23 protein-coding genes and 1 pseudogene are annotated in these 24836 nt (G+C 68.6%); 13 read left to right on the top strand and 11 right to left on the bottom strand.

Annotated features, from left to right (window positions below; genetic code table 11):
* From ABIC63_RS18905 to ABIC63_RS18895, 3 genes and pseudogenes are all read left to right on the top strand, one after another.
* The coding region (locus ABIC63_RS18905; protein WP_354320933.1) for a DUF2345 domain-containing protein at positions 1-1620 on the top strand (1620 nt) is incomplete at its 5' end.
* Positions 1607-2530, top strand: a complete 924-nt coding sequence (locus ABIC63_RS18900; protein WP_354320932.1) for a hypothetical protein — start codon at positions 1607-1609, stop codon at positions 2528-2530. The genes ABIC63_RS18905 and ABIC63_RS18900, both read left to right, overlap by 14 nt.
* A gap of 110 nt (positions 2531-2640) precedes the next feature.
* Positions 2641-2865: pseudogene (locus ABIC63_RS18895) on the top strand (PAAR domain-containing protein); the annotation flags it as partial.
* 75 nt (positions 2866-2940) lie between these two features.
* Here ABIC63_RS18895 and ABIC63_RS18890 read toward each other — a convergent pair.
* Positions 2941-4254: a flavin-dependent oxidoreductase gene (locus ABIC63_RS18890; protein ID WP_354320931.1), complete on the bottom strand. Its 1314-nt coding sequence runs from the start codon at positions 4252-4254 to the stop codon at positions 2941-2943.
* Positions 4255-4445: 191 nt separating this feature from the next.
* Here ABIC63_RS18890 and rrtA point away from each other — a divergent pair, with 191 nt between their 5' ends.
* The gene (gene rrtA, locus ABIC63_RS18885) at positions 4446-4982 is read left to right on the top strand and encodes a rhombosortase (protein ID WP_354320930.1); all 537 of its coding nucleotides are present in this window, start codon (positions 4446-4448) and stop codon (positions 4980-4982) included.
* Between the two features lie 5 nt (positions 4983-4987).
* On the opposite strand, the gene ABIC63_RS18880 is transcribed toward rrtA, so the two are convergent.
* The 6 genes from ABIC63_RS18880 to ABIC63_RS18855 form a co-directional block, all read right to left on the bottom strand.
* Positions 4988-7711: an endo-1,4-beta-xylanase gene (locus tag ABIC63_RS18880; RefSeq protein WP_354320929.1), complete on the bottom strand. Its 2724-nt coding sequence runs from the start codon at positions 7709-7711 to the stop codon at positions 4988-4990.
* Between the two features lie 234 nt (positions 7712-7945).
* Positions 7946-9223: a TRAP transporter large permease subunit gene (locus ABIC63_RS18875; protein WP_354320928.1), complete on the bottom strand. Its 1278-nt coding sequence runs from the start codon at positions 9221-9223 to the stop codon at positions 7946-7948.
* Entirely contained in the window at positions 9220-9834 is a 615-nt protein-coding gene (locus tag ABIC63_RS18870) for a TRAP transporter small permease (protein ID WP_294374179.1), read from the bottom strand. The genes ABIC63_RS18875 and ABIC63_RS18870 overlap by 4 nt, the downstream gene beginning before the upstream one ends.
* Positions 9835-9865: 31 nt before the next feature.
* Positions 9866-11080, bottom strand: coding sequence for a fumarylacetoacetate hydrolase family protein (locus ABIC63_RS18865; RefSeq protein ID WP_354320927.1), 1215 nt, complete (start codon positions 11078-11080; stop codon positions 9866-9868).
* Positions 11081-11100: 20 nt separating this feature from the next.
* Positions 11101-12882 carry an IlvD/Edd family dehydratase gene (locus tag ABIC63_RS18860; protein WP_234195143.1) on the bottom strand — a complete coding sequence of 594 codons (1782 nt, stop codon included), beginning with the start codon at positions 12880-12882 and terminating at the stop codon, positions 11101-11103.
* A gap of 84 nt (positions 12883-12966) precedes the next feature.
* Positions 12967-13986, bottom strand: coding sequence for a TRAP transporter substrate-binding protein (locus ABIC63_RS18855; RefSeq protein WP_294374188.1), 1020 nt, complete (start codon positions 13984-13986; stop codon positions 12967-12969).
* 149 nt (positions 13987-14135) lie between these two features.
* Between ABIC63_RS18855 and ABIC63_RS18850 the strand changes: the two genes are divergently transcribed.
* From ABIC63_RS18850 to ABIC63_RS18810, 9 genes are all read left to right on the top strand, one after another.
* On the top strand, positions 14136-15110 hold the full coding sequence (locus ABIC63_RS18850; RefSeq protein WP_354320926.1) for a LysR family transcriptional regulator: 975 nt from the start codon (positions 14136-14138) through the stop codon (positions 15108-15110).
* Positions 15111-15357: 247 nt separating this feature from the next.
* Positions 15358-15945 carry an NADPH-dependent FMN reductase gene (gene ssuE, locus ABIC63_RS18845; RefSeq protein ID WP_354320925.1) on the top strand — a complete coding sequence of 196 codons (588 nt, stop codon included), beginning with the start codon at positions 15358-15360 and terminating at the stop codon, positions 15943-15945.
* Between the two features lie 114 nt (positions 15946-16059).
* Positions 16060-16338, top strand: coding sequence for a hypothetical protein (locus ABIC63_RS18840; protein ID WP_354320924.1), 279 nt, complete (start codon positions 16060-16062; stop codon positions 16336-16338).
* Between the two features lie 53 nt (positions 16339-16391).
* Positions 16392-17570 carry an FMNH2-dependent alkanesulfonate monooxygenase gene (ssuD, locus tag ABIC63_RS18835; protein WP_354320923.1) on the top strand — a complete coding sequence of 393 codons (1179 nt, stop codon included), beginning with the start codon at positions 16392-16394 and terminating at the stop codon, positions 17568-17570.
* A 14-nt stretch (positions 17571-17584) separates the two neighbouring features.
* Positions 17585-18424: an aliphatic sulfonate ABC transporter permease SsuC gene (gene ssuC / locus ABIC63_RS18830; RefSeq protein WP_354320921.1), complete on the top strand. Its 840-nt coding sequence runs from the start codon at positions 17585-17587 to the stop codon at positions 18422-18424.
* A gap of 174 nt (positions 18425-18598) precedes the next feature.
* Positions 18599-19573: an aliphatic sulfonate ABC transporter substrate-binding protein gene (locus ABIC63_RS18825; protein WP_354320920.1), complete on the top strand. Its 975-nt coding sequence runs from the start codon at positions 18599-18601 to the stop codon at positions 19571-19573.
* Complete coding sequence (locus ABIC63_RS18820; protein ID WP_354320918.1) at positions 19570-20403, top strand: ATP-binding cassette domain-containing protein; 834 nt, start codon at positions 19570-19572, stop codon at positions 20401-20403. The genes ABIC63_RS18825 and ABIC63_RS18820 overlap by 4 nt, the downstream gene beginning before the upstream one ends.
* 23 nt (positions 20404-20426) lie before the next feature.
* Positions 20427-21722 carry an O-acetylhomoserine aminocarboxypropyltransferase/cysteine synthase family protein gene (locus ABIC63_RS18815; RefSeq protein ID WP_354320917.1) on the top strand — a complete coding sequence of 432 codons (1296 nt, stop codon included), beginning with the start codon at positions 20427-20429 and terminating at the stop codon, positions 21720-21722.
* Between the two features lie 51 nt (positions 21723-21773).
* Positions 21774-21989 (top strand): TOBE domain-containing protein, encoded by a 216-nt coding sequence (locus ABIC63_RS18810; RefSeq protein ID WP_017757916.1) that lies wholly within the window; start codon positions 21774-21776, stop codon positions 21987-21989.
* A gap of 27 nt (positions 21990-22016) precedes the next feature.
* On the opposite strand, the gene ABIC63_RS18805 is transcribed toward ABIC63_RS18810, so the two are convergent.
* The 4 genes from ABIC63_RS18805 to ABIC63_RS18790 all read right to left on the bottom strand — a co-directional run bounded on the left by ABIC63_RS18805 (position 22017) and on the right by ABIC63_RS18790 (position 24790).
* Complete coding sequence (locus ABIC63_RS18805; RefSeq protein WP_354320916.1) at positions 22017-22574, bottom strand: cytochrome b/b6 domain-containing protein; 558 nt, start codon at positions 22572-22574, stop codon at positions 22017-22019.
* Positions 22558-22821: a PepSY domain-containing protein gene (locus ABIC63_RS18800; RefSeq protein ID WP_294374229.1), complete on the bottom strand. Its 264-nt coding sequence runs from the start codon at positions 22819-22821 to the stop codon at positions 22558-22560. Before ABIC63_RS18800 ends, ABIC63_RS18805 begins: the two co-directional genes overlap by 17 nt.
* 123 nt (positions 22822-22944) lie before the next feature.
* Positions 22945-23628 (bottom strand): Fe2+-dependent dioxygenase, encoded by a 684-nt coding sequence (locus tag ABIC63_RS18795; protein ID WP_354320915.1) that lies wholly within the window; start codon positions 23626-23628, stop codon positions 22945-22947.
* A gap of 10 nt (positions 23629-23638) precedes the next feature.
* Positions 23639-24790, bottom strand: coding sequence for an alpha-hydroxy acid oxidase (locus ABIC63_RS18790; protein ID WP_354320914.1), 1152 nt, complete (start codon positions 24788-24790; stop codon positions 23639-23641).
* Positions 24791-24836 lie beyond the last annotated feature (46 nt).

The following is a 24836-nucleotide window of genomic DNA, read 5'->3' as shown; positions in this document are numbered from 1 at the left end:
GGCGTGACCATCCGCAGCACCACCGGCAGCATCGTCATCTCGGCCCCGGTGAGCGTGACGGTCAACGGCGGCGGCAGCTTCACCGAATGGAGCAATGCCGGCATCACCCACGGCACGTCCGGCACCTGGGTGGAGCATGCGGCCTCGCATGTGCAGATGGGGCCGTTGAGCGTCGACCAGCACCACGGCGCACCCCCGCCCCGACGGGACGTGGCCGACTCCATGCCGGGGAAAGCCGCGACGCAGCGCCACTTCGAGGAGCAGTTCGTGCTGCTCGAACATGCCAGCGGCCTGCGGCTGGCGCAACAGAAATACCGCATCGTCTTCGGCGGCGGCCGCACGGTGGAAGGCGTGACCAACGACGCGGGCGAGACCGACGTGGCGCGCAGCATGGTGCCCCAGGTCGCCAGCGTCGAGCTGCTGCGACACAGCGAGGACGGCGTGCTGGCCCGCTATGCGCCCACGGTGTACACGCCAGCCGACCAGGACTATGCGCCCGTGTCCGAGAAGCGCGAGCGCAAGGTCCAGGCGGTCGGTGGCAAGGGGCTCAAGCCCAATGCGGACGAGGCCACCGGCCAGAGCAAGGCGCCGGTGTATGCGAGCTGCGATCCGAACAACTGGGGGATGCGCCAGCATGAGCCCAAGGGGGCCTCGGGGCAGGGGGACTATCCGGTGGCCCGGGCGTATGTGGAGGCGGTGAAGCCGGTGTTGATGAGGATTTCCTGGCGGGGCGGGAAATGGCCACTGGACGAAGGGAACATGGAGTTCGTTCAGACGCTATTCCAGGCTGAACTGCCGAAGGCCCTCGCCAAGGGAGCATTCGGACTGCCTGCGGATGCGATGCCACGCATCGCGATACCGACCGACAAGGAGGCTCAGGCACTGGGCCTCACAGACTTCGACAACCTGGATCTCAAGGGCGTCATGCTCCCGCAGAAGTGGCTGCTCGTAGGCTACAAGGGTGGGATTCTTTCGATCCTCAAAGCCGCGAAGGACGGCGATGACGTCGGCGATGCCGTGCGCGAATTCGCCAGCACGATCTACCACGAGGCCCGACACGCGCAGCAGTACTTCTGGATGTCGGCCCTGGTGCAGCAGCATCCGTTCGACTACGTGCATCTGCCCAACATCCAGCTCATCTGGGCCATTTTGATGCCGCCGAAGTATCACGCCTTGGCAGCGAAGACCCCACTCCCCAACGAACCCAGCGCGCTGGTGGGCCTGCATCGCATGGTCATTGCTATGTACTACCAGTTGCTCTGCTACTTCGACAGCGCGAACAAGAAGAAGCCGGACCGACCGGGCTACCTGCCCGACGTCCTGCGAACCGAGATTCCCTTGGCAAGAAAGGCCGCCTATGAATTGCTTCAAGACGTGGGGTTGGGCGGCAAGCCCATCGATGTGGACCAGATGGCTACGGCAGAGCCGGGCAGCCTCGGCTATCGCATGCGACCCTGGGAGGAGGACAGCTTCGCTTGCGAGGAGGTGGTCAAGCATCTGTGGAACGGCGCTCCTGGCGCTGCTCTGCCTCAGCCCGGCTTTTGCACAAGACTGTTCGACATCGCAACCACTGCGGCTGGTCGACCCTCAGGAGAAAAGGAAAGTCATGACACCCGATGAGAAGGCCCAACGGCGTGCAGCCACCGAGGCAGAACTGCGCGCCGCCCAAGCCGTCTACGACAACTTCCGCTATGACGACATGCAGCGGGAACGGCTGGTCGAATTCGTTGCGGCGGCGATGAAGGTGATTCGAGGGGACGCACCGTTCGAGATGTTGTCGCGGCTGGTCCCGATCAAGCGCAAAAAGCCAGCCATCGTGAGTGGCCAAGCATACCGGGGCGGGACCAACTTCGCCTTCAATGCATGCTTTCTCAATCAATGGACCAGCATCTACATGCTCGGCACGACCGACGAGCAGGGCAAGGTGGAGCCCTATCACTTCCAGATCGAGTTCAGTCCGCCGATGGACCTTGACCGCGAGCGTCTGGAGCAACTACTGAGACTCAAGGTTGCGCCAGGATGGCTTCAGGATGGAGGCAACCTCTATCCCCCCGAAGTGATCATGCAGCTAGGTATCGTGCACCAGCCTGCGTTCTTCGAATACGACATCCTGAATCCGCCCTATGCACCTTACATAGTGAAGGCGGTGCTGGACTACACCAAACCGCGAGACCAGGACCCGTACACAGCGCGGGAGATGGTGCGCCTAGAAATCCGCCGCGACTACCTCACTTCCGAGCAACTGCGCGAGCGCGATCAGAAGAAGTTCGGCGACATGCCCAGGACGGGCCAGCGGGTTCCCAAGGACGGCCGCTGGCTTGGCTTCTTCGCCGACGACGCACTGAATACTGTTATTCCCGTGCAGCGGCGCATCCAAAGCCTCGGCGATGACGGATGGTTCCCTGTCCTGAACGGGCAGGATCCTGATACCGGCCGCGTTGTGACACAGCCCGCCTGGTGGCAATGGGTCGGCCCCGATCCCATGGCCGAGGAAATCGAGCGGATGTTCGGCTCCAAGAAGAAGAGCTGACTTCGCCGCCAGCGCTACACCAAAGCAGCCAAATGGCCGGACGCCGATTGCAGCGGCCTCGCTGGCATTCGACAACTTGACCGAGTTGCCACCCCTTCGAGAGGACAGTGATGCGTGACGTAAGCGGCCGGGCAGTGGTCCGGCTGGGCGACCCCATCGATCATGGTGGCGAAGTGATCACGGCACTGGACATGAAGGCGCATGGCATTTCCGTTACTGCCCAGGACTGCTTGGTACGTTGCCCGCGTTGCGGCGACGAGTGTCGAATCCTGGCTGGTGCGGGCAGGCAGGAGCACAGGGGGCGCATCACCGCCTGCGAAGGCGATCTGACGAAATGTGGGGCACGATCGCCATCAACGCCCGGTCGTCGAGGGATCGATCGAACCGCGCGTTGGCAGCTGACGTCCGCTCTAGTTTGCCGCCACGCGCTGCCCTGGTGCGATGGTCGGCGGCGCGGCGTTGAGCGTCTCTATGGCGAAGCCTGCGGCTGCCTTGTAGCGCGCCATGAAGGCCTCGCGTTCCTTGCGCGGCAGCACCTCGTCGATGTGGTCGAACACGCCGCCGCAGCGCTCGTCCACCAATCCCAGCAGGCCGAACGGCCCGGCGCCGCGGTTGCGCAGCACCAGCGCCGAGATGTCCTGGCACAGCCTGTCGTCGTAGGCCCGCAGCGCCTGCGGCCCCACGCCATGGGCGATGAGCTGCGCGCCCAGCACCCGCGCATCCACGATGGCCTGGCTGGCGCCGTTGGAGCCCACGGGGTACATCACATGCGCCGCATCGCCCAGCAGCGCGACGCGGCCGTCGACCCAGGTGGGCACCGGGTCGCGGTCGATCATGGGGTACTCGAAGACGTCCTTGGCCCCACGCAGCATGGTGGGCACGTCGATCCAGCTGTAGTTCCAGCCTTCGAAGTGGTGGATGAAGTCATCGAGCTGCACGCGCCGGTTCCAGTCGCCCTGCGGCCAGCCGCCCTGGTTGTCGACCGTGATCTCGGCGATCCAGTTGATGGTGGCCAGCCCCGTGGCCGGATCGGGCGGAGAGATGGGATAGAGCACCACCCGGTGCTTGAGCGAGCCCACGCCCACGAATGACGCGCCGGTGCGCACCGGCACGCCCGGCGTGGTGCCGCGCCACATGATGGCGCCGCCCCACTGGATGGGCGGCTGCGTGGGATGCATCTGCGCCCGCACCGCCGAATGCAGGCCGTCGGCCGCGATCAGCAGCGAGCCTGCCACTTCCTCCCGCCTGCCGTCGCGTGTCTCGATCAGGGCCGTGACGCCATCGGCGTCCTGCCGATAGCCGGTCACGCGCTGGCCCAGGCGCACGGCATCGTCGCCCAGTCGCGCGCGCACGGCATCGAACAGCAACATCTGCAGCTGTCCGCGATGCACCGAGTACTGCGGCCAGCGGTAGCCGGCGGCCAGACCGCGCGGCTCGGCATAGACCTCGTTGCCGTTGCGGCCCACCAGCGCCCATTCGCGCGCCTGCAGGCCGATGGTGTCGAGCACGTCGTTGCCGAAGCCCAGGTCGTGCAGCTCGCGTACGGCGTTGGGCTGCAGGTTGATGCCGACGCCCAGGGGCTGAAGCTCGGGCACGGTCTCGAAGACGATGCACGGCACGCCGATCTGATGGAGGGTGAGCGCGGTGGCCATGCCACCGATGCCGCCGCCAGCGATGAGGATGGGGCGGGGCGCGTGGTGAGGGGTGGGGTTGTCTCCGGGCATGGCGGGCGATTGTCCATGGCTTGCGCGGGCCCGCTGGCAGGCTACAGTGACCCGGTTTCCCTCATTCCTTGCGCACCCCTGGTGTCGCTCCATGGCCCATGCCTCGAACCCCTGAAGGGGCCGCGCACCCGGCGACATCCCCCCTGCGGTCCCCTGCCCACTGGCTCGTTCCCGCCGCTCTTGCAGGCCTGATGCTGGCCTTGCAGGCCGGCGGCGAGCCGGTGTACGAAGCGTTGCGCTACGAGCGCGCGCGCGTGCTCGACGGACAGTCCTGGCGATTGCTGTCTGCGCATGCGGTGCACCTGGGCTGGGCGCACTGCCTGATGAATGCCGGCGGCCTGGCGCTGTGCGCCGCGCTCGCGGCGGGCACCCGCAGCTGGCGCGCGTGGACTGCCGCGATCGTGGCGCTGGCCTTGGGCGTGGGGGCCCTGCTGGTGGTCGCATCGCCCGGGGCCACGAACTACGCGGGCCTCTCGGGTGTGCTCTATGGCTTGTTCATCTGGGTGCTGGCGCCGCGTGCCTGGCAGGGCGATCGCTGGGCCTGGATCGGCCTGGCGGTGGTCGTCGCGCGCCTGGGCTGGCAACTCATCCCACCGCACTCCGACGCGCAGCCCTCGTGGATCGGCGGCGAGGTGATGGTCGAGGCGCACCTGTACGGCGCGCTCTGCGCACTGCTGCTCTGCCTGCTGCAGGCGGCGTGGAGCCGCCTGCGGCAGGCCCGGGCCTGACGGCGTCAGGTCCGGCGCCGGCGGCGAGCCACCCCCAGTGCGACGAGGCCGGCCAGCACCAGGGCGAGGTCACCCAGGTCCAGCGCACCCCCCTTCCTGCTGAAAGGCGAGGCGATCGGCATCACCGGCTGCGTGGGCTCCGTGCTCGGCGGTGTCGTCGGCGTCGTCGGGGTGGTCGGGGTGGTCGGCTCATCCTCGACTGCATAGGCGGCGACGTCGTAGGCATAGAGCTTGACGCTCGTGCCTTCCTTGGGGCTCTCCGCCTGCACGGCGACGAAGCCGCCGACGGAGCCCTGCCGCTGACTGATGGCGTTGCCGGCGTCGCGGTTGGGCGTCTCGCCATCGACCACGTCCTTCAGGACGTAATGCTGTTTGACGCCGTCCTTCTCGGTGTAGAGGAACATCTTCATCTCGCCGCTTTCCGGGTCGATGGGCGTGTTGAACCACACCGCCTGGTCCAGGCTCCTTTCGGCGATCTGCGAACCCTCCTGCCCGTTCGTCTGGCGCGTGATCAGCGAGTTCCGGCCCGCCACGACGGTGCCGGTCGCTCCGTTGCCCCGGAAGACGATCTGCGGATAGACGTTGGTGCCATGGATGAAGCTCTGCATGGTGTGCCCCTCCTGGCTCGCGTAGGGGCCTGCGGCAGGGCTCTTCGCCTCCTCGAAGACGAACTTGAGGTTGTCCTGCGACAGGGCCGGCTCGGTGTCGGACGCATTCGCGCTGCGCGACGGCACGAGGATGTCGCCCCGCAGGGTGACCGGCGTGCGCGACAGCGACTCCGGCGAAGCCGCGGTGGCGGGCTTGGTCCTGTTGGTCAATGCCGCAGGCTGCATCTTCCCGTTGAAGTCGGACTCGCCAGACACCACCATGTAGGTCCGGCCGGGCTCGAATCGCGTGACGAGCCGCCAGGCCTTCTCCGTGGACGCGTCCTTCTGCAGCTTCAGGCCCGTCGGTCCGGCGATGGCGTCCTGCGGCGACAGGACGAGCGTGGTGCGCCCATGCTTGGGCACCGGCTTCGTTTCCACGACGCCGGATGCTCTCGCCATGCCGTCGCTGCCATAGGAGGTCTTGTACTGCCTGAAGGGCGTCACGCCGTCGCTGAAGCGGACGTCGGCATAGGACAGGGGGGCTTCCAGGGCGTTGTACGCGTCCATCCATCCGACGGTCATCTTGCCGAAGGACACGACGAAGGTCGCCGTGTTCTCCACGGCCGTGGTGGCCGGCGCGGGGCCGCGCGCGGTTACCGTCACATGGCAGGGCTTGCCGGGGCTCACCGCGCAGTCGGGCGGGTTGAACTTCATGCTCTCGACGGCGAACCCTGCCGGAAGCGCGACGTTGGCCGGCGTGAACACGACGTTCTTCGTGCTGGCCGGCACGTTGATGTCGAGCATCGCCTGCGCGTTCTTGCCGCCCCAGGTCCGGGCTTTGAAGCTTTCCCCGCCGTAGCTGAAGGTCGCGGTGACCCCGTTGGGCGGCAGGCCGGCATCGATGAGGTATTGCTCGGGGTCGGTCGTGGCCCAGTACGCCTCCTTGGGCTGGCCGACGGCGGACCACGGATAGCCGTTGGTGTGATAGCCCGGGTCCGTCATGCCCCACCAGGTCACGCGGTGAACGCCGCCCTTGTATTCGGGGTGGCGGCCGCCAGGACCGGCGGCGTACTCCTTCAGCAGGCTGAAGAGCTTCGCGTACTGGATGCCCTGTTCCTTGAACAGCGCGTCCATCTCGGGGCCGTTCTGGATCCGCTGGCCCTTGTCCAGGCCCAGCGTGGGCGCGAGATCCAGCTCGGTCAGGTCGACATTCACCCCCGCTTCGAGATAGGTCTTGATGGTCCGCTCGAAGGCGTCCATGTTGAGCCGCATGTCCCAGTGACCCTGCGTGCCGATCACGTCGACCAGCGGCCGGGGATTGCCCTTGGCATCCAGAAGGATGCGCCCCTTGCCCGCGGCCGATTCGGCCGCGTAGCGCTGGTTGAACTCCTTGACCATCGATGCGATGGCCGTGGCCTTGGAGGCGCGCTCGTTGTCGTTGAAGTCGTTGTAGTTCAGGATCGACGTCGTGTTCTGGCGCGCATGGAAGAACGCGTCATACATGTACTCCCAGCTCTTGCCGCCCTTGGCGTAGGCCTGGGCCCAGCGCGACGGGCGCTCCTCGGGGCTGTACCCCGTTCTCAGGGCATTGCGCCAGTCGGCGGGGTTGTCGGGGTTGTCCTTGAACGCTTCGTTGACCACGTCCCATGCGTAGGTCTTGTACGGCTCCTGATCGAAATGGCCGGCCACGGTCCGGATGTAGTACTCCAGGTTGGTCTTCGCCGTGGTGTAGTCCCACGGGGTTTCCCATCCGCCCGTCGAGGTCAGGACGTTGGGCGCGGGCCACTGGGCCGACTGGTTGTGCCAGAGCAGGGTATGCCCCGTGACCTTGAAGCCGCGCGCGTTGGCCGCGCTGATGTCGGCGTTGATGCCGGACGTCAGATTGGTGAGGAACGTCGGGGTGGGATTGCTGCTCCCGCCATTCCAGAACTCCGGCTTCATCGCGTTGCTGGGCGTCGCCGCGTTGAAGTGCTTCAGCGTCATGGCAGCGGTGGAGTTCTCGCCCGGCACCACATTGGTTCCGAAATAGCTGGCGCTGAGATTGGTGCTGCCGATCAGGAAGTAGTTCTTGTAGACGTCCTTGAGCGCCGGCCAGCTGGCGGGGTCGGTGGGTCGCTCGGCCGCCAGGGCGCCCTGGGTCACCACGACGCCGGCCGCGAGAGCGACCAGGAGGCGCCTGGCGTCGAGTCTTCCGGAGCGGCTCTTCGTCCTTCCGGCGAGCCCGCCGGTTCGAGGCCGCCTGCTGGGCGGCCCGGCGTCAGGCGCCTTTGCGCCCGGCCGCGATGCGGCCGGACGGGATCCGATGGTCAGATGCATGCTTGTCTCCTTTGATTTGGGAGAGGAATCTCTCCCCGTGTTGTCGATGCACTCAGCGCGTCAATAGAACCAGCGCAGCGGTGCCAGCACCAACTGCGGAAAGAGGACCAACAGGAACATCACCGCGAACTGCGTGGCCATGAAGGGCATCACGCCGCGGGTCACCTCGTCCATCTTCATGCGGCCGACGCCGGCGACGACGTTGAGGATCGTGCCGACCGGGGGCGTGACCAGGCCGATGGCGTTGTTGATGATGAAGAGCACCCCGAAGTAGATGGGGTCGATGCCGGCGGCCTTGATCAGCGGCATCAGGACCGGCGTCATGATGAGGATGGTCGGCGTCATGTCCATCGCCGTGCCCACCACCATGACCAGAACCATGATGGCGATCATCAGCAGCGTCTGGTTGCCCAGCAGCGGACGCAGCAGCTCCACCACCTGTTGCGGCAGGTCGGCCACCGTGATGAGCCAGGCCGACACCATGGCAGCGGCCACCAGGAACATCACCACCGCCGTGGTGCGTGCCGCCGTGACGAAGATGTGGAAGAGCGCGCGCAGCGGCAGTTCGCGGTAGATCACGTTGCCCACGAAGAGCGCATAGACCGCGGCGACCACCGCCGCCTCGGTGGGTGTGAACACACCCATGCGCAGGCCCACGAGGATGAACACCGGCAGCATCAGCGCCCAGACCGACTCGCGCGCGGCGGCCCAGATTTCGGCGCGCGATTTGCGCGGCGGCAGGACCAGCGTCTCCTTGCGGCCCAGCCACCACCAGGTCAGTGCCAGGCCGGCGCCGATCAGGATGCCGGGGACGATGCCGGCAATGAACAGCTTGCTGATCGACACGTTGGCCGTGACGCCGAAGATGACGAAGCCGATGCTCGGAGGGATGATGGGGCCGATGACACCGGCCGCGGCGATCAGGCCGCCCGACACCTCCCTCTTGTGCCCGGCCTTGATCATCATCGGCAGCAGCAGGGCCGTGAGCGCCGCGGCATCGGCCACCGCCGAGCCGGACAGCGCCGACAGCAGGCAGCCGGCGAGCACGACGACATAGCCGAGCCCGCCCTTGACATGGCCGACCAGCGCGAGCGCGAAGTTGACGATGCGCTGCGACAGCCCGCCCACGTTCATGATCTCGCCGGCCAGCATGAAGAAGGGCACGGCCAGCAGCGGGAAGCTGTCGGCACCGTTGATGAAGTTCTGCGCCAGGATCTGGGCATCGAACAAGTCCAGGTGCCACATCAGCGCGACGCCGCTGGCGAGCAGCGCGTAAGCGATGGGAATGCCCAGCGCCATCGCGCCGACGAGGCTGGCGAGAAAGATGAAGACGGTCATGGGCGCTGTCCGCCGGCCTTGCTGCCGGAGTGAGGGGATTGGAAGAGGTCGTGGGCGGCGTCGTCGCGCGCAAGCTGGGCCTGCAGGGCCTCGAGCTCGGCCTGCTCTTCCGATTCCTTGACCATCACGAGCTCGCTCTCGCGGATGCGCCCGGTCAGCACCCGCGCCAGCTGCAGCAGGAGCAGCAGGCCGGCCAGTACGGAGAAGACCACGCCCGAGGCATAGAAGATGGCCACCGGGGCGCCGGTCACCGGCGCCTCCATGTCCAGGTTCAGCCGTGCCTGCACCCAGCTGCCGGTGAGGAACAGCCAGGTCACGTAGAGCATCAGCAGGTGGCCCAGCACCAGGCAGACCTTCTTGCCCGTGGCGCTGAGGCGCGAGACCAGCATGTCGGTGCCCAGGTGCGCCCCGTCGCGCAGCGCGACCACGGCACCCAGGAAGCACAGCCAGACGAACAGCCAGCGCGACAGTTCCTCGCTGACCGCGATGCCGGAGTTGAGGACGTAGCGCAGGACCACGTTGCCGAACACCAGCACCACCATGAGGGCGAGCGCGGCGGCGATCAGGATGTCGATGGCGCGGCAGAAGCGCGCGATGGTGGTGTCGATCATGCGCAACTCCGGGCGGGACGCGACGCGGCCATCACAGCCGCGCCCCTTGCAGCAGGCCGCGGTCGGCCAGGTTGCGGATCAGCGCGCGCAGACCGAACTGCCAGGGCGGTGCCGCCTCGCAGTGCGTCACCCGGTTCTGCAGGCGGCCCAGCCAGTGGCTGTGGATGGTTACCACGTCACCGAGCTTGTGGGTGAAGCCGCCGCCGGGCTCGTCACGGTCTTCGACCGGCGCGAACAGCGTGCCCATGAACAGCATGAAGCCGTCCGGGTACTGGTGGCAGGCGGTCGTCTGGTGCACCAGCTCTTCCGGGTCGCGGCTGATGCTGGCCATGGTGTTGATGCCGCGCAGCAGGTAGCCGTCCTCGCCGCTCACCTCCAGGTGCACCGTTTCGCTGCGCAGCTGGTCCAGGCCGAAGCCCTCGTCGAAGAGGCGGATGAACGGGCCGATGGCGCAGGACGCGTTGTTGTCCTTGGCCTTGCCCAGCAACAGCGCGCTGCGGCCTTCGATGTCGCGCAGGTTGACGTCGTTGCCCAGCGCGGCCCCGACGATGGCGCCGCGGCTGTTGACGGCCAGCACCACCTCGGGCTCGGGGTTGTTCCAGGTCGACTCGGGGCGGATGCCGATGGCCTGGCCATGGCCCACCGACGCCAGCACCGGAGCCTTGGTGAAGACCTCCGCGTCGGGCCCGATGCCCACCTCCAGGTACTGCGACCACAGGTTCTTCTGCTGCAGCAGGCGCTTCAATGCCTGCGCCTGGGCCGAGCCTGGGCGGATGTCGGACAGGTCGGTGCCGATCAAGGCCGTGACCTGGCCGCGCAGTGCCAGCGCGCGGCTGGCGTCGCCGCCGGCCTGCTCCTCGATCACGCGCTCGATCATGCTGGCGGCGAAGGTCACGCCGGCGGCCTTGACCACCTGCAGGTCGCACGGCGCCAGCAGCCAGGGCAGGGCCGGGTCCCGGCCTTCGGCTTGGCTGTTGTCGAGCAGCGCGTCGACGCTGCACAGGTATTCGCCTTCAGCCGAGCGCACCGCCTGTGCCGGCTGGTCGCTTTCGAGCAGCGTGCTCATGGTGGCGAAGTGGCGGCTCAGGTCGAACACGCCGTCGGGGCGCAGGGCCACCACGGCCGGGCCGGCCGGCGTGCCGGCGCACCATGCACGGGCCACGAGCGTGCCGGCCAGGCCATCCATCGGCAGCACGGGGTGCAGGGCAGGGCTGCGCCCCGGCAGGGCCGTCGTTGTCACAGTCATTCAGATTTCCTTGGGCGTGATCAATGGTTGTGGCGCGGCGTGCGTTCGGCGATGCGCCGGTACTTCAGGGCCATGTCCAGCGTGGCGCCGTCCACCAGCTGTCCGGTGTTGCGGCGGTACATCTCTTCCCAGGGGGACTGGCTCGGCGGCAACTGCGGCGCCGGCAGCTCGTGCTGGCGCCGGGCGATCTCCTCGTCGGACACCAGGGCGTCGCAGCGGCGGGCATTGAGATCGACACGGATCACATCGCCGGTCCTGAGCCAGCGCAGGCCGCCGCCCACGGCGCTTTCGGGCGACACGTTCAGGATGGAGGGGCTGTCGGCCGTGCCGGACTGGCGTCCGTCACCGAGCGTCGGCAGCGCCTGGATGCCGCGCTGGATCAGGGCATCGGGCGGCTGCATGTTGACCACCTCCGCCGAGCCCGGCCAGCCGATGGGGCCGGCGCCCCGCATCACCAGGATGCAGCCTTCGTCGATCTCGAGCGCCGGATCGTTGATGCGGGCGTGGTAGTCATCGGCGCCATCGAAGACCACCGCACGCGCCTCGAACACGTCCTCGTGGCCCGGCCGGCTCAGGTAACGCTCGCGGAAGCTGCGCGAGATGACCGAGGTCTTCATGATGCCGAAGTCGAAGAGATTGCCGCTCAGCACCAGGAAGCCCGCCTTGGCCATCAGCGGTGCGTCGAAGGGGCGGATGACTTCGCGATCGGTGCTTTCGCGGCCCTGGACGTTCTCGCCCACGGTCTTGCCCGTCACGCTGGCGCAGTCGCCATGCAGGCGGCCGGCCTGCTGCAGTTCCCACATCAGCGCCGGCACGCCGCCGGCTCGGAAGAAGCGCTCGCCCAGGAACCTGCCGGCAGGCTGCATGTCCAGCAGCAGCGGGAGGTCGTAGGCATGGTCCGTCCAGTCCTGCGGCCGCAGCTCCACGCCGGCGTGGCGGGCCATGGCCATGATGTGCACCTGTGCGTTGCTGGAGCCGCCCGCGCAGCTGACCACCGACAGGGCGTTGAGGAAGCTCTCGCGGCTGAGGATGCGTGAGGGCCGCAGGTCCTCGAAGGCCATGCCCACGATGCGCCGGCCGGTCTCGTAGGCCATCTGGCCGCGTTCGCGGTAGGGCGCCGGGATGGCGGCACAGCCCGGCAGCGCAAGACCGAGCGCCTCGGCGACGGCATTCATCGTCGACGCCGTCCCCATGGTGTTGCAGTGCCCCGCCGAGGGCGCACTGCTGCAGGCGCGCTGGAGGAACTCCTCCTCATCGATCTCGCCCGCCGCGAGTTGCCGGCGGCTGCGCCAGATCACCGTGCCCGAGCCCACCAGTTCGCCGCCATGCCAGCCGTCGAGCATGGGGCCGCCCGACAGCACGATGGCCGGAATGTCCACGGTGCTCGCGGCCATGATGCCCGCCGGCGTGGTCTTGTCGCAGCCGGTGGTCAGCACCACGGCGTCGATGGGATAGCCGTACAGGATCTCGACCAGGCCCAGGTAGGCCAGGTTGCGGTCGAGTGCGGCGGTGGGCCGGCGGCAGTTCTCGAAGATGGGGTGCACGGGGAACTCCATCGGAATGCCCCCCGCATCGCGGATGCCGTCGCGCACGCGGCGCGCCAGGTCCAGGTGGATGCGGTTGCACGGCGACAGGTCGCTGCCCGTCTGCGCAATGCCGATGATGGGCCGGCCCGAACGCAGTTCGGCGGGTGTCAGTCCGTAGTTCATGAAGCGCTCCAGATAGAGCGCCGTCATGTCGGAGCGATGTGGGTCTGCAAACCATTCGCGCGAGCGAAAGCTGCGACCAGCTCTGTTGTCCATGGCGGTCGACGTCGGAAAGGGGAGGATCGAAGGAAGCGGCCGCATGGCCGCCTCCTTCCCGCGGGGCAGACTTGCCCGAGGAACTTACTTGCTGTCCGTGGTGCTGCCGCGCACCTTGGCAAGTTCGCCGTTCATCTCGGCGGTGGTGTCCTCGCCGTATTCCTTGCTGAACTTGGCCAGCACCGGCTGCAGCTTGCTGCGCATCTTGGCCTGCTCGGCCGGCGGCAATTCGGTGATCTGCATGCCGGCCTTCTTCAGGTCGGCCAGGGCCGTGTCGGAGAAGGCGCGGATGGTCTTGCGCTCATACAGCGTGGCTTCCTGCGCCGCGTCCTGCACGATCTTCTGCTCCTCGGGCGACAGGCCGTCCCAGGTCTTCTTGGACATCAGCAGAACCCAGGCGCTGTACATGTGCCGCGACAGAACCAGGTGCTTCTGCACTTCGTAGAACTTGCTGGCCAGGATGGTGGCCGGCGGGTTCTCCTGGCCATCGACGGCCGCCTGCTCCATCGCCGTGTACAGCTCGGTGAAGGGCATGGGCGTGGCATTGGCGCCCAGTGCATTGAAGGTTTCGAGGAACAGGGGGCTCTGGATGACGCGCAGCTTCAGGCCGCTCAGGTCCTCGGCACGCTGGACCGGCCGGCGCGAGTTGGTGACATGGCGGAAGCCGTTCTCCCAGAAGCCCAGGCCAATCAGGCCCTTCTCTGGCAGCTTGGCCAGCAGTTTCTGGCCGAAGGGGCCGTCCAGCACCGCGTCGGCTTCCTTCTCGTTGTTGAAGGTCATGGGCAGGTTCAGCACGCCGAAGGGCTTGACCAGCGACACCAGCGTGGAGCTGTCGGGGATCGTCATCTCCAGCGTGCCGCCGCGCAGGGCTGAGGTCATGCTGAGGTCGTTGCCCAGCGATCCGCTGGCGTAGACCCGCGCCGTCAGCTTGCCGCCGCTCTTGGCCGCCAGCCGGTCGGCGAAATGCTTGAGGGCCAGGGCCTGTGGATGGTCTTCGCTGAGGCCGGTGCCGATCTTGAATACGTGCTCCTTGATCTGCGCAAAGGCAGAGCCGGCCAGTGCGGCCAGCAGCACAGTCGCCAGGCCCAGTGATCTGATCTTCATGATGTCTCCAGAATGGAATATGCAGGGGCGCGGCGACCTTGCCGCGATGCGCCGGCCCTCTGTGGAGCCGTACTCGACGCACCCGAAGGCTAGGTGACGGCCACCTGCCGGTCCACTGACTTTTTCGCTAGCATCCATTCCAAATGCTGATGAGTCCAGACCCGACGCCCGGTAAATCCACGCTGCTGGCGCAAGTCTCTCGTCTTCGTTTCCGGCATTTGCAGTTCCTCGACATTCTTGGCAAGACGCGCAATCTGCGGCTGACGGCCGAGCAGATGTACATCACACAACCGGCCGCCACCAAGGTGCTGGTGGACATCGAAGAGATGCTGGAGGCGCGACTGTTCGATCGCCTGCCACGCGGCATGCAGCCGAATGAACTGGGCCTGTTCACCCTGCGTTATGCGCATTCCGCGCTGGACGGCCACCGCAGGTTCGTGGACGAGTTCAGCACCCTGAAGCAGGGCGGCCATGGCCATCTGACGATCGGCGCCATCTCGGGCTCCGCGGCACACCTGCTGATCGCGGCGGTGGCCGAACTGCAGCGCCTGCGGCCACTGCTGGTGGTGAAGGTGCTGGAACAGAGCAGCGACCAGTTGATCGTGTGGCTGGCCGAACGCAAGATCGACGTGATGATCGGCCGCTTCACCGACGAGGCCCATCGCGACCAGTTCCGCTACGAGAACCTGAGCGGCGAGACGCTGCAGATCACCGCAGGGGTGCACCATCCGTTGCGCGGACCGAACGCGCCCTCGCTGAGGGAGCTGTCGAACTGGCCGTGGATCCTCTATCCGCCCTCCACGGCGCTGCGCCGGGTGTCGGACGACATCTTCAGCAGCACGGGCCTCTCGCTCACCTCGGGCATCGTGGAGACGCCGTCCTTCCTCTTCGCCCTGGAGTTGATGCAGAGCACCACGATGCTGTCGCTGCAGCCCGCCGCCCTGGTGGACAAGTACGTGCGGCGTGGGCTGCTCACGCGCATCGCCGCCGATCTCCCCAACCGCATGCCCGACTTCGGCCTGATCACGCTGCAGGGCGAGCCGCCCGGCACGCCGGTGCTGGCCTTCATGGACGTGATCCGCCACATGGCGAACCCACCGGCCGAAGCGGCGTCGGCGGCTTAGCAGGACTGCGTCTGGGCTTGGGGCGAGGCCGCGTAGCCTGGGAGTTGACGGGCGATGTCGGAGGCCACGTGGGTGCGCTGCGGAACGCGCCGTCTTCCGACGCCCTTACTCGTTTTCCGCATGTCGACCTGAGAACACGGTCGTTTGCAGCAGCAAGGCCTCTGCCCAGAATCGACGCATCGACAGCCAACCACAACGATCAACCAATGACACCGCGCCCGCAGCGGGTGCCACGGTCCCGATGCCCATGCCTCCCGTCCTCCTCATCGCCGGCAGCCCTTCGGCACCTTCCCGTTCCACCGCCTTGCTGCTTGCCGTGGCCGACCGGCTCGCGCAGCGCGATGTGGAGGCGCGGCTGCTGCAGGTGCGCGACCTGCCCGCCGCATCGCTGCTGGCGGCCGATGCGTCTGCGCCCGCGATCGCGCACGCCGTGGCCGCGCTGGCCGAGGCGCCGGCCATCGTGGTGGCCACGCCTGTCTACAAGGCCGCCTACAGCGGGCTGTTGAAGGTCTTTCTCGATCTGTTGCCGCAGACGGCCCTCAAGGGCAAGACCGTACTGCCGCTCGCCACGGGCGGAAGCCCCCATCACATGCTGGCGCTCGACTATGCGCTGCGGCCCGTGCTGCAGTCGCTGGGCGCCCGGCACATCCTGCCCGGCGTGTATGCCAGCGATGCGCAGGTGACGCTGGTGCCCGAGGGCGCCTACCACCTGCAGGAAGAGCTGGATGCACGCCTGGCCGAGGCCGTGCAGACGCTGGCCGCCGAAGGGCTGAACCTGCCGCCGCAGCGCGGCTTCGCGCCGGTGGCCTTCAGCAGCGTGCGATGTAGCGTGTGACGCCACTCGGGCGGCGCCGTCGCCGTCCTGCCTTTCTTCCCCTCCCATTGCTCTCGTGCGATGGCTGCCGCTGGCGGCCTGGGCTGTCGCACGCCATCCAACGACGAGATCGCCATGAGCCTTCCTGCCCTGCGGCGCACCGACGCCGAGCCGATCCATCCCCTGTTGCAAGACCGCCATCGCGCGCTCTCGCAGACCGCCCTTCGCATCATTGGCGTCACCGCCCTGGCCTGGGGCGTACGCCTGGCCGACGCACAGACGGCCCGGGGGCCTGTCGCGGGTGCCAGGCCCGGCGCGCTGAATGCACTCCAGCGTCTGCGCAGCGCTGCGGGCGCCGGCAAGCCCCGGCGCGTGCGGCTCGTGCCCGCGGCCTTGCTCGCGCATTCCTGGTGACGGGCGCCGCCTCGTCCGTCTGTGTGCCCACGACCCATCACCGACTTCCTCCCATGAGCCTCCAGCTGTTCTGGTTCCTTCCCACCCATGGCGACAGCCGCTATCTCGGCAGCACCGAGGGCGCGCGGCGGGTCGATCTCGCCTACCTGCAGCAGATTGCGGGCGCGGCCGATTCGCTCGGTTATGAAGGCGTGCTGATTCCCACTGGCCGCTCCTGCGAAGACCCGTGGGTGGTCGCGTCGAGCCTGATCGGCGCCACGCGCCAGCTCAAGTTCCTGGTGGCGGTGCGTCCGGGGTTGCACCAGCCCTCGCTGGCCGCGCGCATGGCCGCGACCTTCGACCGCCTGAGCGGCGGGCGCCTTCTGATCAATCTGGTCACCGGCGGCGACCGGGCCGAGCTGGAGGCCGACGGCGTCTTCCTGGACCATGCCGAGCGCTATGGGCAGTCGGCCGAATTCATCCGCGTGTGGCGCGAGATCGTGGCACGCAGCCATGGGGGCGAGGCCTTCGACTTCGATGGTCGCTATGTGCAGGTCAAGGGGGCTCGACTGGTGTTTCCGCCCGTGCAGCGGCCGCATCCGCCGGTATGGTTCGGCGGCTCGTCCGAGGCGGCGCATGAACTCGCCGCCGAGCAGGTCGAGCGCTACCTCAGCTGGGGCGAACCGCCCGCGGAGGTGGCGCGCAAGCTGGCCGATGTGCGGGCGCGGGCCGAACGTCACGGCCGCCAGGTCGAGTTCGGCATCCGCCTGCACGTGATCGTGCGGGAGACCGAGGACGAGGCCTGGCGTGCCGCCGATGCACTGATCAGCCGCGTGGACGACGCCACCATCGCCAAGGCGCAGGAGGCGCTGGGCCGCATGGACTCCGAAGGCCAGCGCCGCATGGCCGCGCTGCATGGCCGCGGCGCCAACCGCAGCCGCGAGGCCCTGGAGATCAGCCCCAACCTGTGGGCGGGCGTGGGCCTGGTGCGCAGTGGCGCAGGCACCGCGCTGGTGGGCAATCCGCAGCAGGTGGCCGCGCGCATCCGCGAGTACGCCGACTTGGGCATCGATGCCTTCATCTTCTCGGGCTATCCGCACCTTGAGGAGGCCTATCGCTTCGCCGAGCTGGTGTTCCCGCTGCTGCCGCGCGATGTGCAGGCCCGCGTGGGGGAGGGCGCACGGGCCGGCGGGCCATTGGGCGAGGTGGTCGCCAATGTCGATGCGCCCTCGCGGCTGCGTGCGCAGGGCTGAGCAGAAAGACGCCCATGACCCAACAAGCACAAGCATTGCCGGCACCTCCCGTGCTGTCGCCGTCCGCCGGGCCCGGCGGTCTTCGCATCTTTCTCGCCGGCCTCGGCCAGCGCCTGCTGCCCTGGGTCGTGCCCGTGCTGCTGGTGGTGCTGTGGCAGGCGGCCTCGTCGCTGGGGTGGCTCTCCTCGCGCGTACTTCCAGCGCCCGTGGACGTGCTGCGCGCTGCCTGGCAGCTCTCCGTCTCGGGCGAGCTGTGGACCCATGTGAAGGTGAGCGCCGGCCGCGCGCTGGCGGGACTGGCCGTCGGTGGCGGGCTGGGGCTGGCGCTGGGCCTGCTCACGGGCTCGGTGCGCTTCTTCGAGACGCTGCTCGACTCCACCATCCAGATGGTGCGCAACATTCCGGCGCTGGCGCTCATTCCGCTGGTGATCCTGTGGTTCGGCATCGACGAATCGGCCAAGCTGTTCCTCATCAGCGTGGCGGTGTTCTTTCCGATCTACCTCAACACCTTCCACGGCATCCGCAATGTCGATCCGCAGCTGATCGAGATGGGCCGCACCTATGGCCTGTCGCGCTGGCAGCTGTACCGGCAGGTGATCCTGCCGGGGGCGCTGTCGTCCATCCTGGTGGGGCTGCGCTTCTCGCTGGGGCTGATGTGGGTGATCCTGATCGTGGCCGAGACCATCTCGGCGCAGGCCGGCATCGGCTACCTCACGATGAACGCGCGGGAGTTCCTGCAGACGGACGTGGTGCTGGTGGGCATCCTGCTCTATGCGCTGCTGGGCAAGCTGGCTGATCTTTTAGCGCGGGGATTGGAGCGGTGGTGGCTGCGCTGGCACCCGGGGTATCAGTGAACTCCCCCCAGGCTGTGCGGTTCGCGCTTCGCCCACCCCCCTGCGGGGGGGCGCGCCTGGCGGCCTGGCAGAGCCAGTTCCGCGGGCGCTCCCGCCTGGCCGGCTCCGCGGCCTTCGGCGTCCTTTGATGGCACGCCGGGCCGGCGATAGATCTCTTGCTGTTGCACCCTCTTCATGAACTCTGATCTCTTCATTCAACGCCGCACCGCCTTGAGCCTCCTCGGCGCTCTAGCCGCCGGTCCCGCGCTCGCGCAGGGCGGCGCCGCGCCGCAGGCCGTGCGCATCGGCTACCAGAAGTCCTCCACCCTCATCGCCGTGCTTCGGCTTCAGGGCACGCTGGAGCGGGCCTTCGCGCCGCTGGGGCTCAAGCCCACCTGGCATGAGTTCACCAGCGGACTGCCGCTGCTGGAGGCGCTGAACCTCGACAACGTGGACGTGAGCGCCGATGTGGCCGATACGGTGCCTGTCTTCGCGCAGGCCGCCGGGGCTCAACTCACTTTCCTGGCGCAGGAGGCGCCGTCGCCCGCCGCCCAGGCCATCGTGGTGCGCAGCGATTCGCCGTTGCGCACGGTGGCCGACCTGCGCGGCAAGCGGGTCGGCTTTGCCAAGGCGGCCGGCGTGCACTACCTGCTGCTGGCGGCGCTGGCCAAGGCCGGCCTGGGCTTCAAGGACATCGAGCCGGCCTACCTCACGCCGGCCGATGGCCGAGCGGCCTTCGAGCGCGGCGCCATCGATGCCTGGGTGGTGTGGGACCCGTTCCTCTCTGCCGCGCAGATCCAGTCGGGGGCGCGCGTGCTGGCCGATGGCACCGGCCTGGCCTCCTACCAGCGTTACTACCTCGCCAGCACGCGCTTCGCACGGGCACGGCCGGAGGCGTTGTCGGTGCTGTACGCCGAACTGGAGAAGACCGGCCGCTGGGTCAAGGCCCAGCCCAAGGAGGCTGCGGCCCTGCTCGCGCCCTTCTGGGGCCTGGATGCCGCGGTGGTCGAGCAGGCCAACGGCCGCCGCAGCTATGCCGTGCGCGCCGTCACCCGCGAGCGCCTGGCCGAACAGCAGCGCATCGCCGATGCCTTCCTGGCCGAGAAGCTGCTGCCGCGGCGCGTCGATGCGCTGGACGTCGACCTGTTCAAACCGGGAGCCGCGTCGTGAGCGCTGTACCGAATCGGGAAGAGGCCGTCACCGCCCCGGCTGGCGTGGCATTGGACGCGCAGGGCCTGGGCAAGCGCTACGGCGAGCGTGAGGTGCTGCACCAGTTGCAACTGCATGTGGCGCCGGGCGAGTTCGTGGCCATCGTCGGCCGCAGCGGCTGCGGCAAGAGCACGCTGCTGCGCCTGGTGGCAGGGCTGGAGTCGCTCAGTTCGGGCCAGCTCGGCATCGACGGCCGGCCGATCCGCGGACTGCATGACGACACCCGCATCATGTTCCAGGAGGCGCGGCTGCTGCCCTGGAAGCGTGTGCTCGACAACGTGACGCTGGGCCTGCCCGCCGGCGCGCACGAGCGGGGCCGCGAAGTGCTGGCCCAGGTGGGGCTGGCCGAGCGGGCCGACGAATGGCCCGCGCGCCTGTCGGGCGGCCAGCGCCAGCGCGTCGCCCTCGCGCGTGCGCTGGTGCATCACCCGCGGCTGTTGCTGCTCGACGAGCCACTGGGTGCGCTCGACGCGCTCACGCGCATCGAGATGCACCGCCTGATCGAGCGCCTGTGGCAGCGCCACCGCTTCACCGCGCTGCTGGTCACGCACGACGTGCAGGAGGCCGTGGCCCTGGCCGACCGCGTGATCCTGATCGAGGACGGCCGCATCGCGCTGGACGTGCGCGTCGACCTGCCGCGCCCGCGCGCCCAGGGCGAGGCCGCCTTCGCCGCGCTGGAGAAACGCATCCTCGACCGCGTGCTGCAGAAGCCCGCTGACGAGTCGCAGCCGCCCGCCGCCAACGACCCGCTGGCGCAGACGCCCGCCCATGCGTTGCGCTGGGCCATCTGATCCTTTTTCCACGGAGACCCGCCATGACCCAAGCCAAGGACTGGAAGTTCGAAACCCTGTCGGTCCACGCCGGCTACCGGCCCGACCCCACGACGCATGCCGTGGCGCCGCCCATCTACCAGACGGTGGCCTATGCCTTCGACTCGGCCCAGCATGGCGCTGACCTGTTCGACCTGAAGGTGCCGGGCAACATCTACACCCGCATCAACAACCCGACGCAGGACGTGCTGGAACAGCGCGTGGCCGCCCTCGAAGGCGGCATCGCGGCCCTGGCCCTGGCCTCGGGCCAGGCGGCCGTCACCTATGCCATCCAGACCATCGCCGAGGCTGGCGACAACATCGTCAGCAGCACGGCGCTCTACGGCGGCACGTACAACCTGTTCGCCCACACGTTGCCGCAGTTCGGCATCACCACGCGCTTCGCGGACCACCGCGACCCGGGCAGCTTCGAGGCGCTGATCGACGAGCGCACCAAGGCCGTCTTCGTGGAGTCGCTGGGCAACCCGGCCGGCAACGTGACGGACATCGCCGCCGTGGCCGCCATCGCCCACCGCCATGGCGTGCCGCTGATCGTGGACAACACGGTGCCTTCGCCCTATCTCAGCCGGCCTATCGAGCATGGCGCCGACATCGTGGTGCATTCACTCACCAAGTACCTGGGCGGCCACGGCACCAGCATCGGCGGGGCCATCGTCGACTCGGGCAAGTTTCCGTGGGTCGAGCACAAGCAGCGCTTCCGCCGGCTGAACGAGCCCGACCCGAGCTATCACGGCGTGATCTACACCGAGGCCCTGGGCCCCGCGGCCTACATCGGCCGGGCGCGCGTGGTGCCGCTGCGCAACACGGGCGCGGCCATCTCGCCCTTCAACGCCTTCCAGATCCTGCAGGGCATCGAGACGCTGGCCCTGCGGCTGGACCGCATCAGCAGCAATGCGCTGGCCGTGGCGCAGTACCTGAAGGCGCATCCGGCCGTGCAGTGGGTCAACTACGCCGCGCTGGAGGACCACCCCGACCATGCGCTGGCGCAGAAGTACCTGGGCGGCCGTGCGAGCGGCGTGCTCACCTTCGGCATCCAGGGCGGGCGCGCGGGGGGCGAACGCTTCCTCGATGCACTGCAGCTCTTCACCCGGCTCGTGAACATCGGCGACGTGCGCTCGCTGGCCACGCATCCGGCCTCGACCACGCACCGCCAGCTCTCGCCCGACGAACTGGCCCGCGCCGGCGTCACCGAGGACACGGTGCGCCTGTCCATCGGCATCGAGCACATCGACGACCTGCGCGCCGACCTCGAACATGCCCTGGCGGCAGCCAGCCGCTGAGCGCCTGACTTCTTCATCCTTTCCTGTCACCCATCCACCAAGGAGCTATCCATGTCCATCCAGGCCATCAACGTGCGCAACCAGTTCAAGGGCAAGGTCCGCGAGATCATCCGCGGCGACGTCGTCTCCGAGGTCGATGTCGAGACACCCTGGGGCATCGTCACCTCCGTCATCACCACCCGCTCGGTGGACGAGCTGCAGTTGCGCGTCGGCTCGGACGTGGTGGCGCTGGTGAAGTCGACCGAGGTGTCGATCGCCAAGCTGTGACGGCGCGGTGCCTCGTCGCGCCGGTGTTCAGTCCACGTCGCCGGGGCCCGGCGGCGCCTTGCGGCCGGTGAGCATGGCCTTCACCAGGTTCTCGCGATGCGCGATGCTGGTGAAGACCACGCCGCCCACATGCAGCGCGACGAGCGCCAGCAGCGTCCAGCCCAGCGCGGCATGCAGCCACGCCAGCCAGCCGTAGCCCCAGAACAGGTCGGTGGTGTAGAGCCAGCCGCTCGCACCCAGCAGGCCGATGCAGCCCAGCAGGGCGAGCACCATCCAGCCACCCAGCGGGTTGTGGCCGATGTAGCGGGGTGCGGTGCCGCGCAGCACCTGCCGTGCATAGCCGAGCGTGGCCGCGCGCGATCGCACGAACTGCCCGAAGCGCGCATATCCGCGTCCGGCCAGGCCAATGCCGCTGCGCAGCGCCGCGGCCGCCAGTGCCACATAGCCTGCCACCTCGTGCGCCGGGCCGAGGTCTTCGCGGAAGACCCAGGCCACGGTGACCGATGCGATCAGGCCCAGGTGGAGCAGCCGCACGCTGCGGCTCCACACGCAGGTCTGCGGCGCGGCCTCACTTCTCTTCGACACGTTCCAGCGTCTTCGGGTCGAAGAAGGCTTCGACGCGCTTGCCCTGCGGGTCCTTGCCGTAGACCTCGTAGCAGGTGGGCGTCATCTCCATGCGGCGCACGGTCCAGCCCTCCTTGACGAGCTTGGCCTGCAGGTCGGTGTGAGGCTTCCATTCGGCCTTGGGCGAGGCGGGGCACTGCACATTGCCGTGGGCAAAAACGGCACCGGCGGCGCAGAGCAGGACGGGAGCGAGAAGGTGGCGGATCATGGTGGGAAGGCCTTGCTTGTGGGGTTTGAAGGAGATCGCGGCGCGCAATCGCTTGCGCGACGGCCCGGACGCTGTGAATGACGGCGACACGGCCGGGCGGGCATGGCGGGGGTGCACCTCTGCTCATGTCAGCGCCCAGCGGCGCAGCAGGTTGTGGTAGACGCCGCTCAGCTGCACGAGGCGCCGGTCCGCGGCCGGCAGGTCGGCGCCGAGCCGCTGGATGGCCTGGTCCAGGTCGAACAGCAGCGCGCGGTCGGTGGGGTCGGGCACCAGGCTCTCGATCCAGAAGAAGGCCGCCAGCCGCGCACCGCGGGTCACGGGTGTGACCCGGTGCAGGCTGGTGGAGGGGTAGAGCACCAGGTCGCCGGCATCGAGCTTGACGGCCTGCACGCCCGAGGGGCCCTCGATCTCCAGTTCGCCGCCGTCGTAGTCCTGCGCGTCGGCCAGGAAGAGGGTGGCCGACAGGTCGGTGCGCAGGGCGTCGCTCGTGCCGGGCAGCTGCATCACCGCGCTGTCCACATGGGCGCCGTAGGTGCCGCCGTCGGCATAGCGGTTGAAGCGTGGCGGAAAGATGCGCCGGGGCAGCGCGGCCGAGACGAAGAGCGGATGCGCGCCCACGGCCTGCAGCACCTCGCAGCCCAGCGTCTGCGCCAGCGGCGATCGCTCGTCGAGTTGCTCGTTGTGCTTGACCTCGCGCGCCAGGCTGCCGGCCGTGTCGGCGCCGGCGCGCCAGGGCTGCGCCTGCAGCTGGCGTGCCATGTCGCGGGCCTTGTCGCGGGGAAGGATCTGGTCGATGGTGAGCAGCATGGGCGCCTTCTCAGGGGATCGCGTGGAAGTCCGGCATGGCAAGCAGCCGGTCCGGGCCGATGTCCGCGATGCGGTCGCAGCCGGCCACGGCCATGCAGGCCTGGAGCTCTTCGCCGAGCAGGCGCAGCAGGTGGGCCACGCCCAGCGCACCGGCCGCGGCCAATGCATAGAGCTGCAGGCGCCCGACAAGCACCGCGTTGGCGCCCAGGGCCAGCGCCTTGAACACATCGGCGCCGCTGCGGATGCCGCCGTCGAAGAGCAGCGGGACGTGGGGGCCGACGGCCTCACGCACGGCGGGCAGCAGAGACAGGCTGGGCGCGACGCCATCCACGGTGCGGCCGCCATGATTGGAGACGACGAGGCCGGCGCACCCGGCGTCGGCCAGTGCACGCGCGTCCGCGGGATCGAGCACGCCCTTGATCCACACCGGCAGCGGCGTGGCAGTGCGCAGCCAGGCGAGGTCCTCGGCGCGCGGCGCCAGCGCCATGGCGCCCTGGAAGATGCGGCTGGCCCCTTCGGGCACCGCCGGTGCCATTGCGGCTGAAGCGCCGTGGGCCGGCACGCAGTCCGCCGGCATGCGGAAGCCCGCGCGCAAGGCCCGATGGCTGGCCAGCTGGATGCTGGCATCGAGCGTGAGGACGATGGCCCCGTAGCCGGCCGCTTCGGCGCGGCGCACCAGGGCCAGCGTGTGCTCGCGCCGCGGCTGCAGATAGAGCTGGAACCAGGGTCGGGGAAGGGCTTCCTGGGCCGGCAGCAGCCGGGCCACGTCCTCCAGCGGCGTGGTGGCCAGCGTGCTCAGCAGCAGGGCCGTGTGGGCGGCGGCGGCGGCGCGGGCCGTCTCCAGCTCGCCGCGGGGATGGACCAGTTTCTGGAAGGCGACGGGCGCGAGGCCGATGGGCTGGGCCCATTCCTCGGCCCCGACGCGCACCCGGGTGTGGCCGGCGCGCAGGTCGCGCAGCACGCGCGGCACGATGGACCAGCGACCGAAGGCGGCGACGTTGGCCTGCGCCGTCCAGTCCTCGCCGCTGCCGCCGGCGATGTAGGCCAGCCGGTCCGCGGGAATGAACTGCCCGGCCAGCCGCTCGTAGTCGCGCGCGGCAAGGATGCCGTGCGGGATCCGGTCGGACGGTGCCGTGGTGGCGGACGGCGGGGGCGAGGACATCGGATTGAGAGCGTCAGGCTGAGCCCGGCATTGGAGCAGACGCGGC

It is taken from the genome of Pseudacidovorax sp. 1753 (genome assembly GCF_040544975.1).
GTDB lineage: Bacteria > Pseudomonadota > Gammaproteobacteria > Burkholderiales > Burkholderiaceae_C > Xenophilus.
Note: the sequence above shows the minus strand (reverse complement) of the source record. Positions and strands in the feature narration are given on the sequence as shown.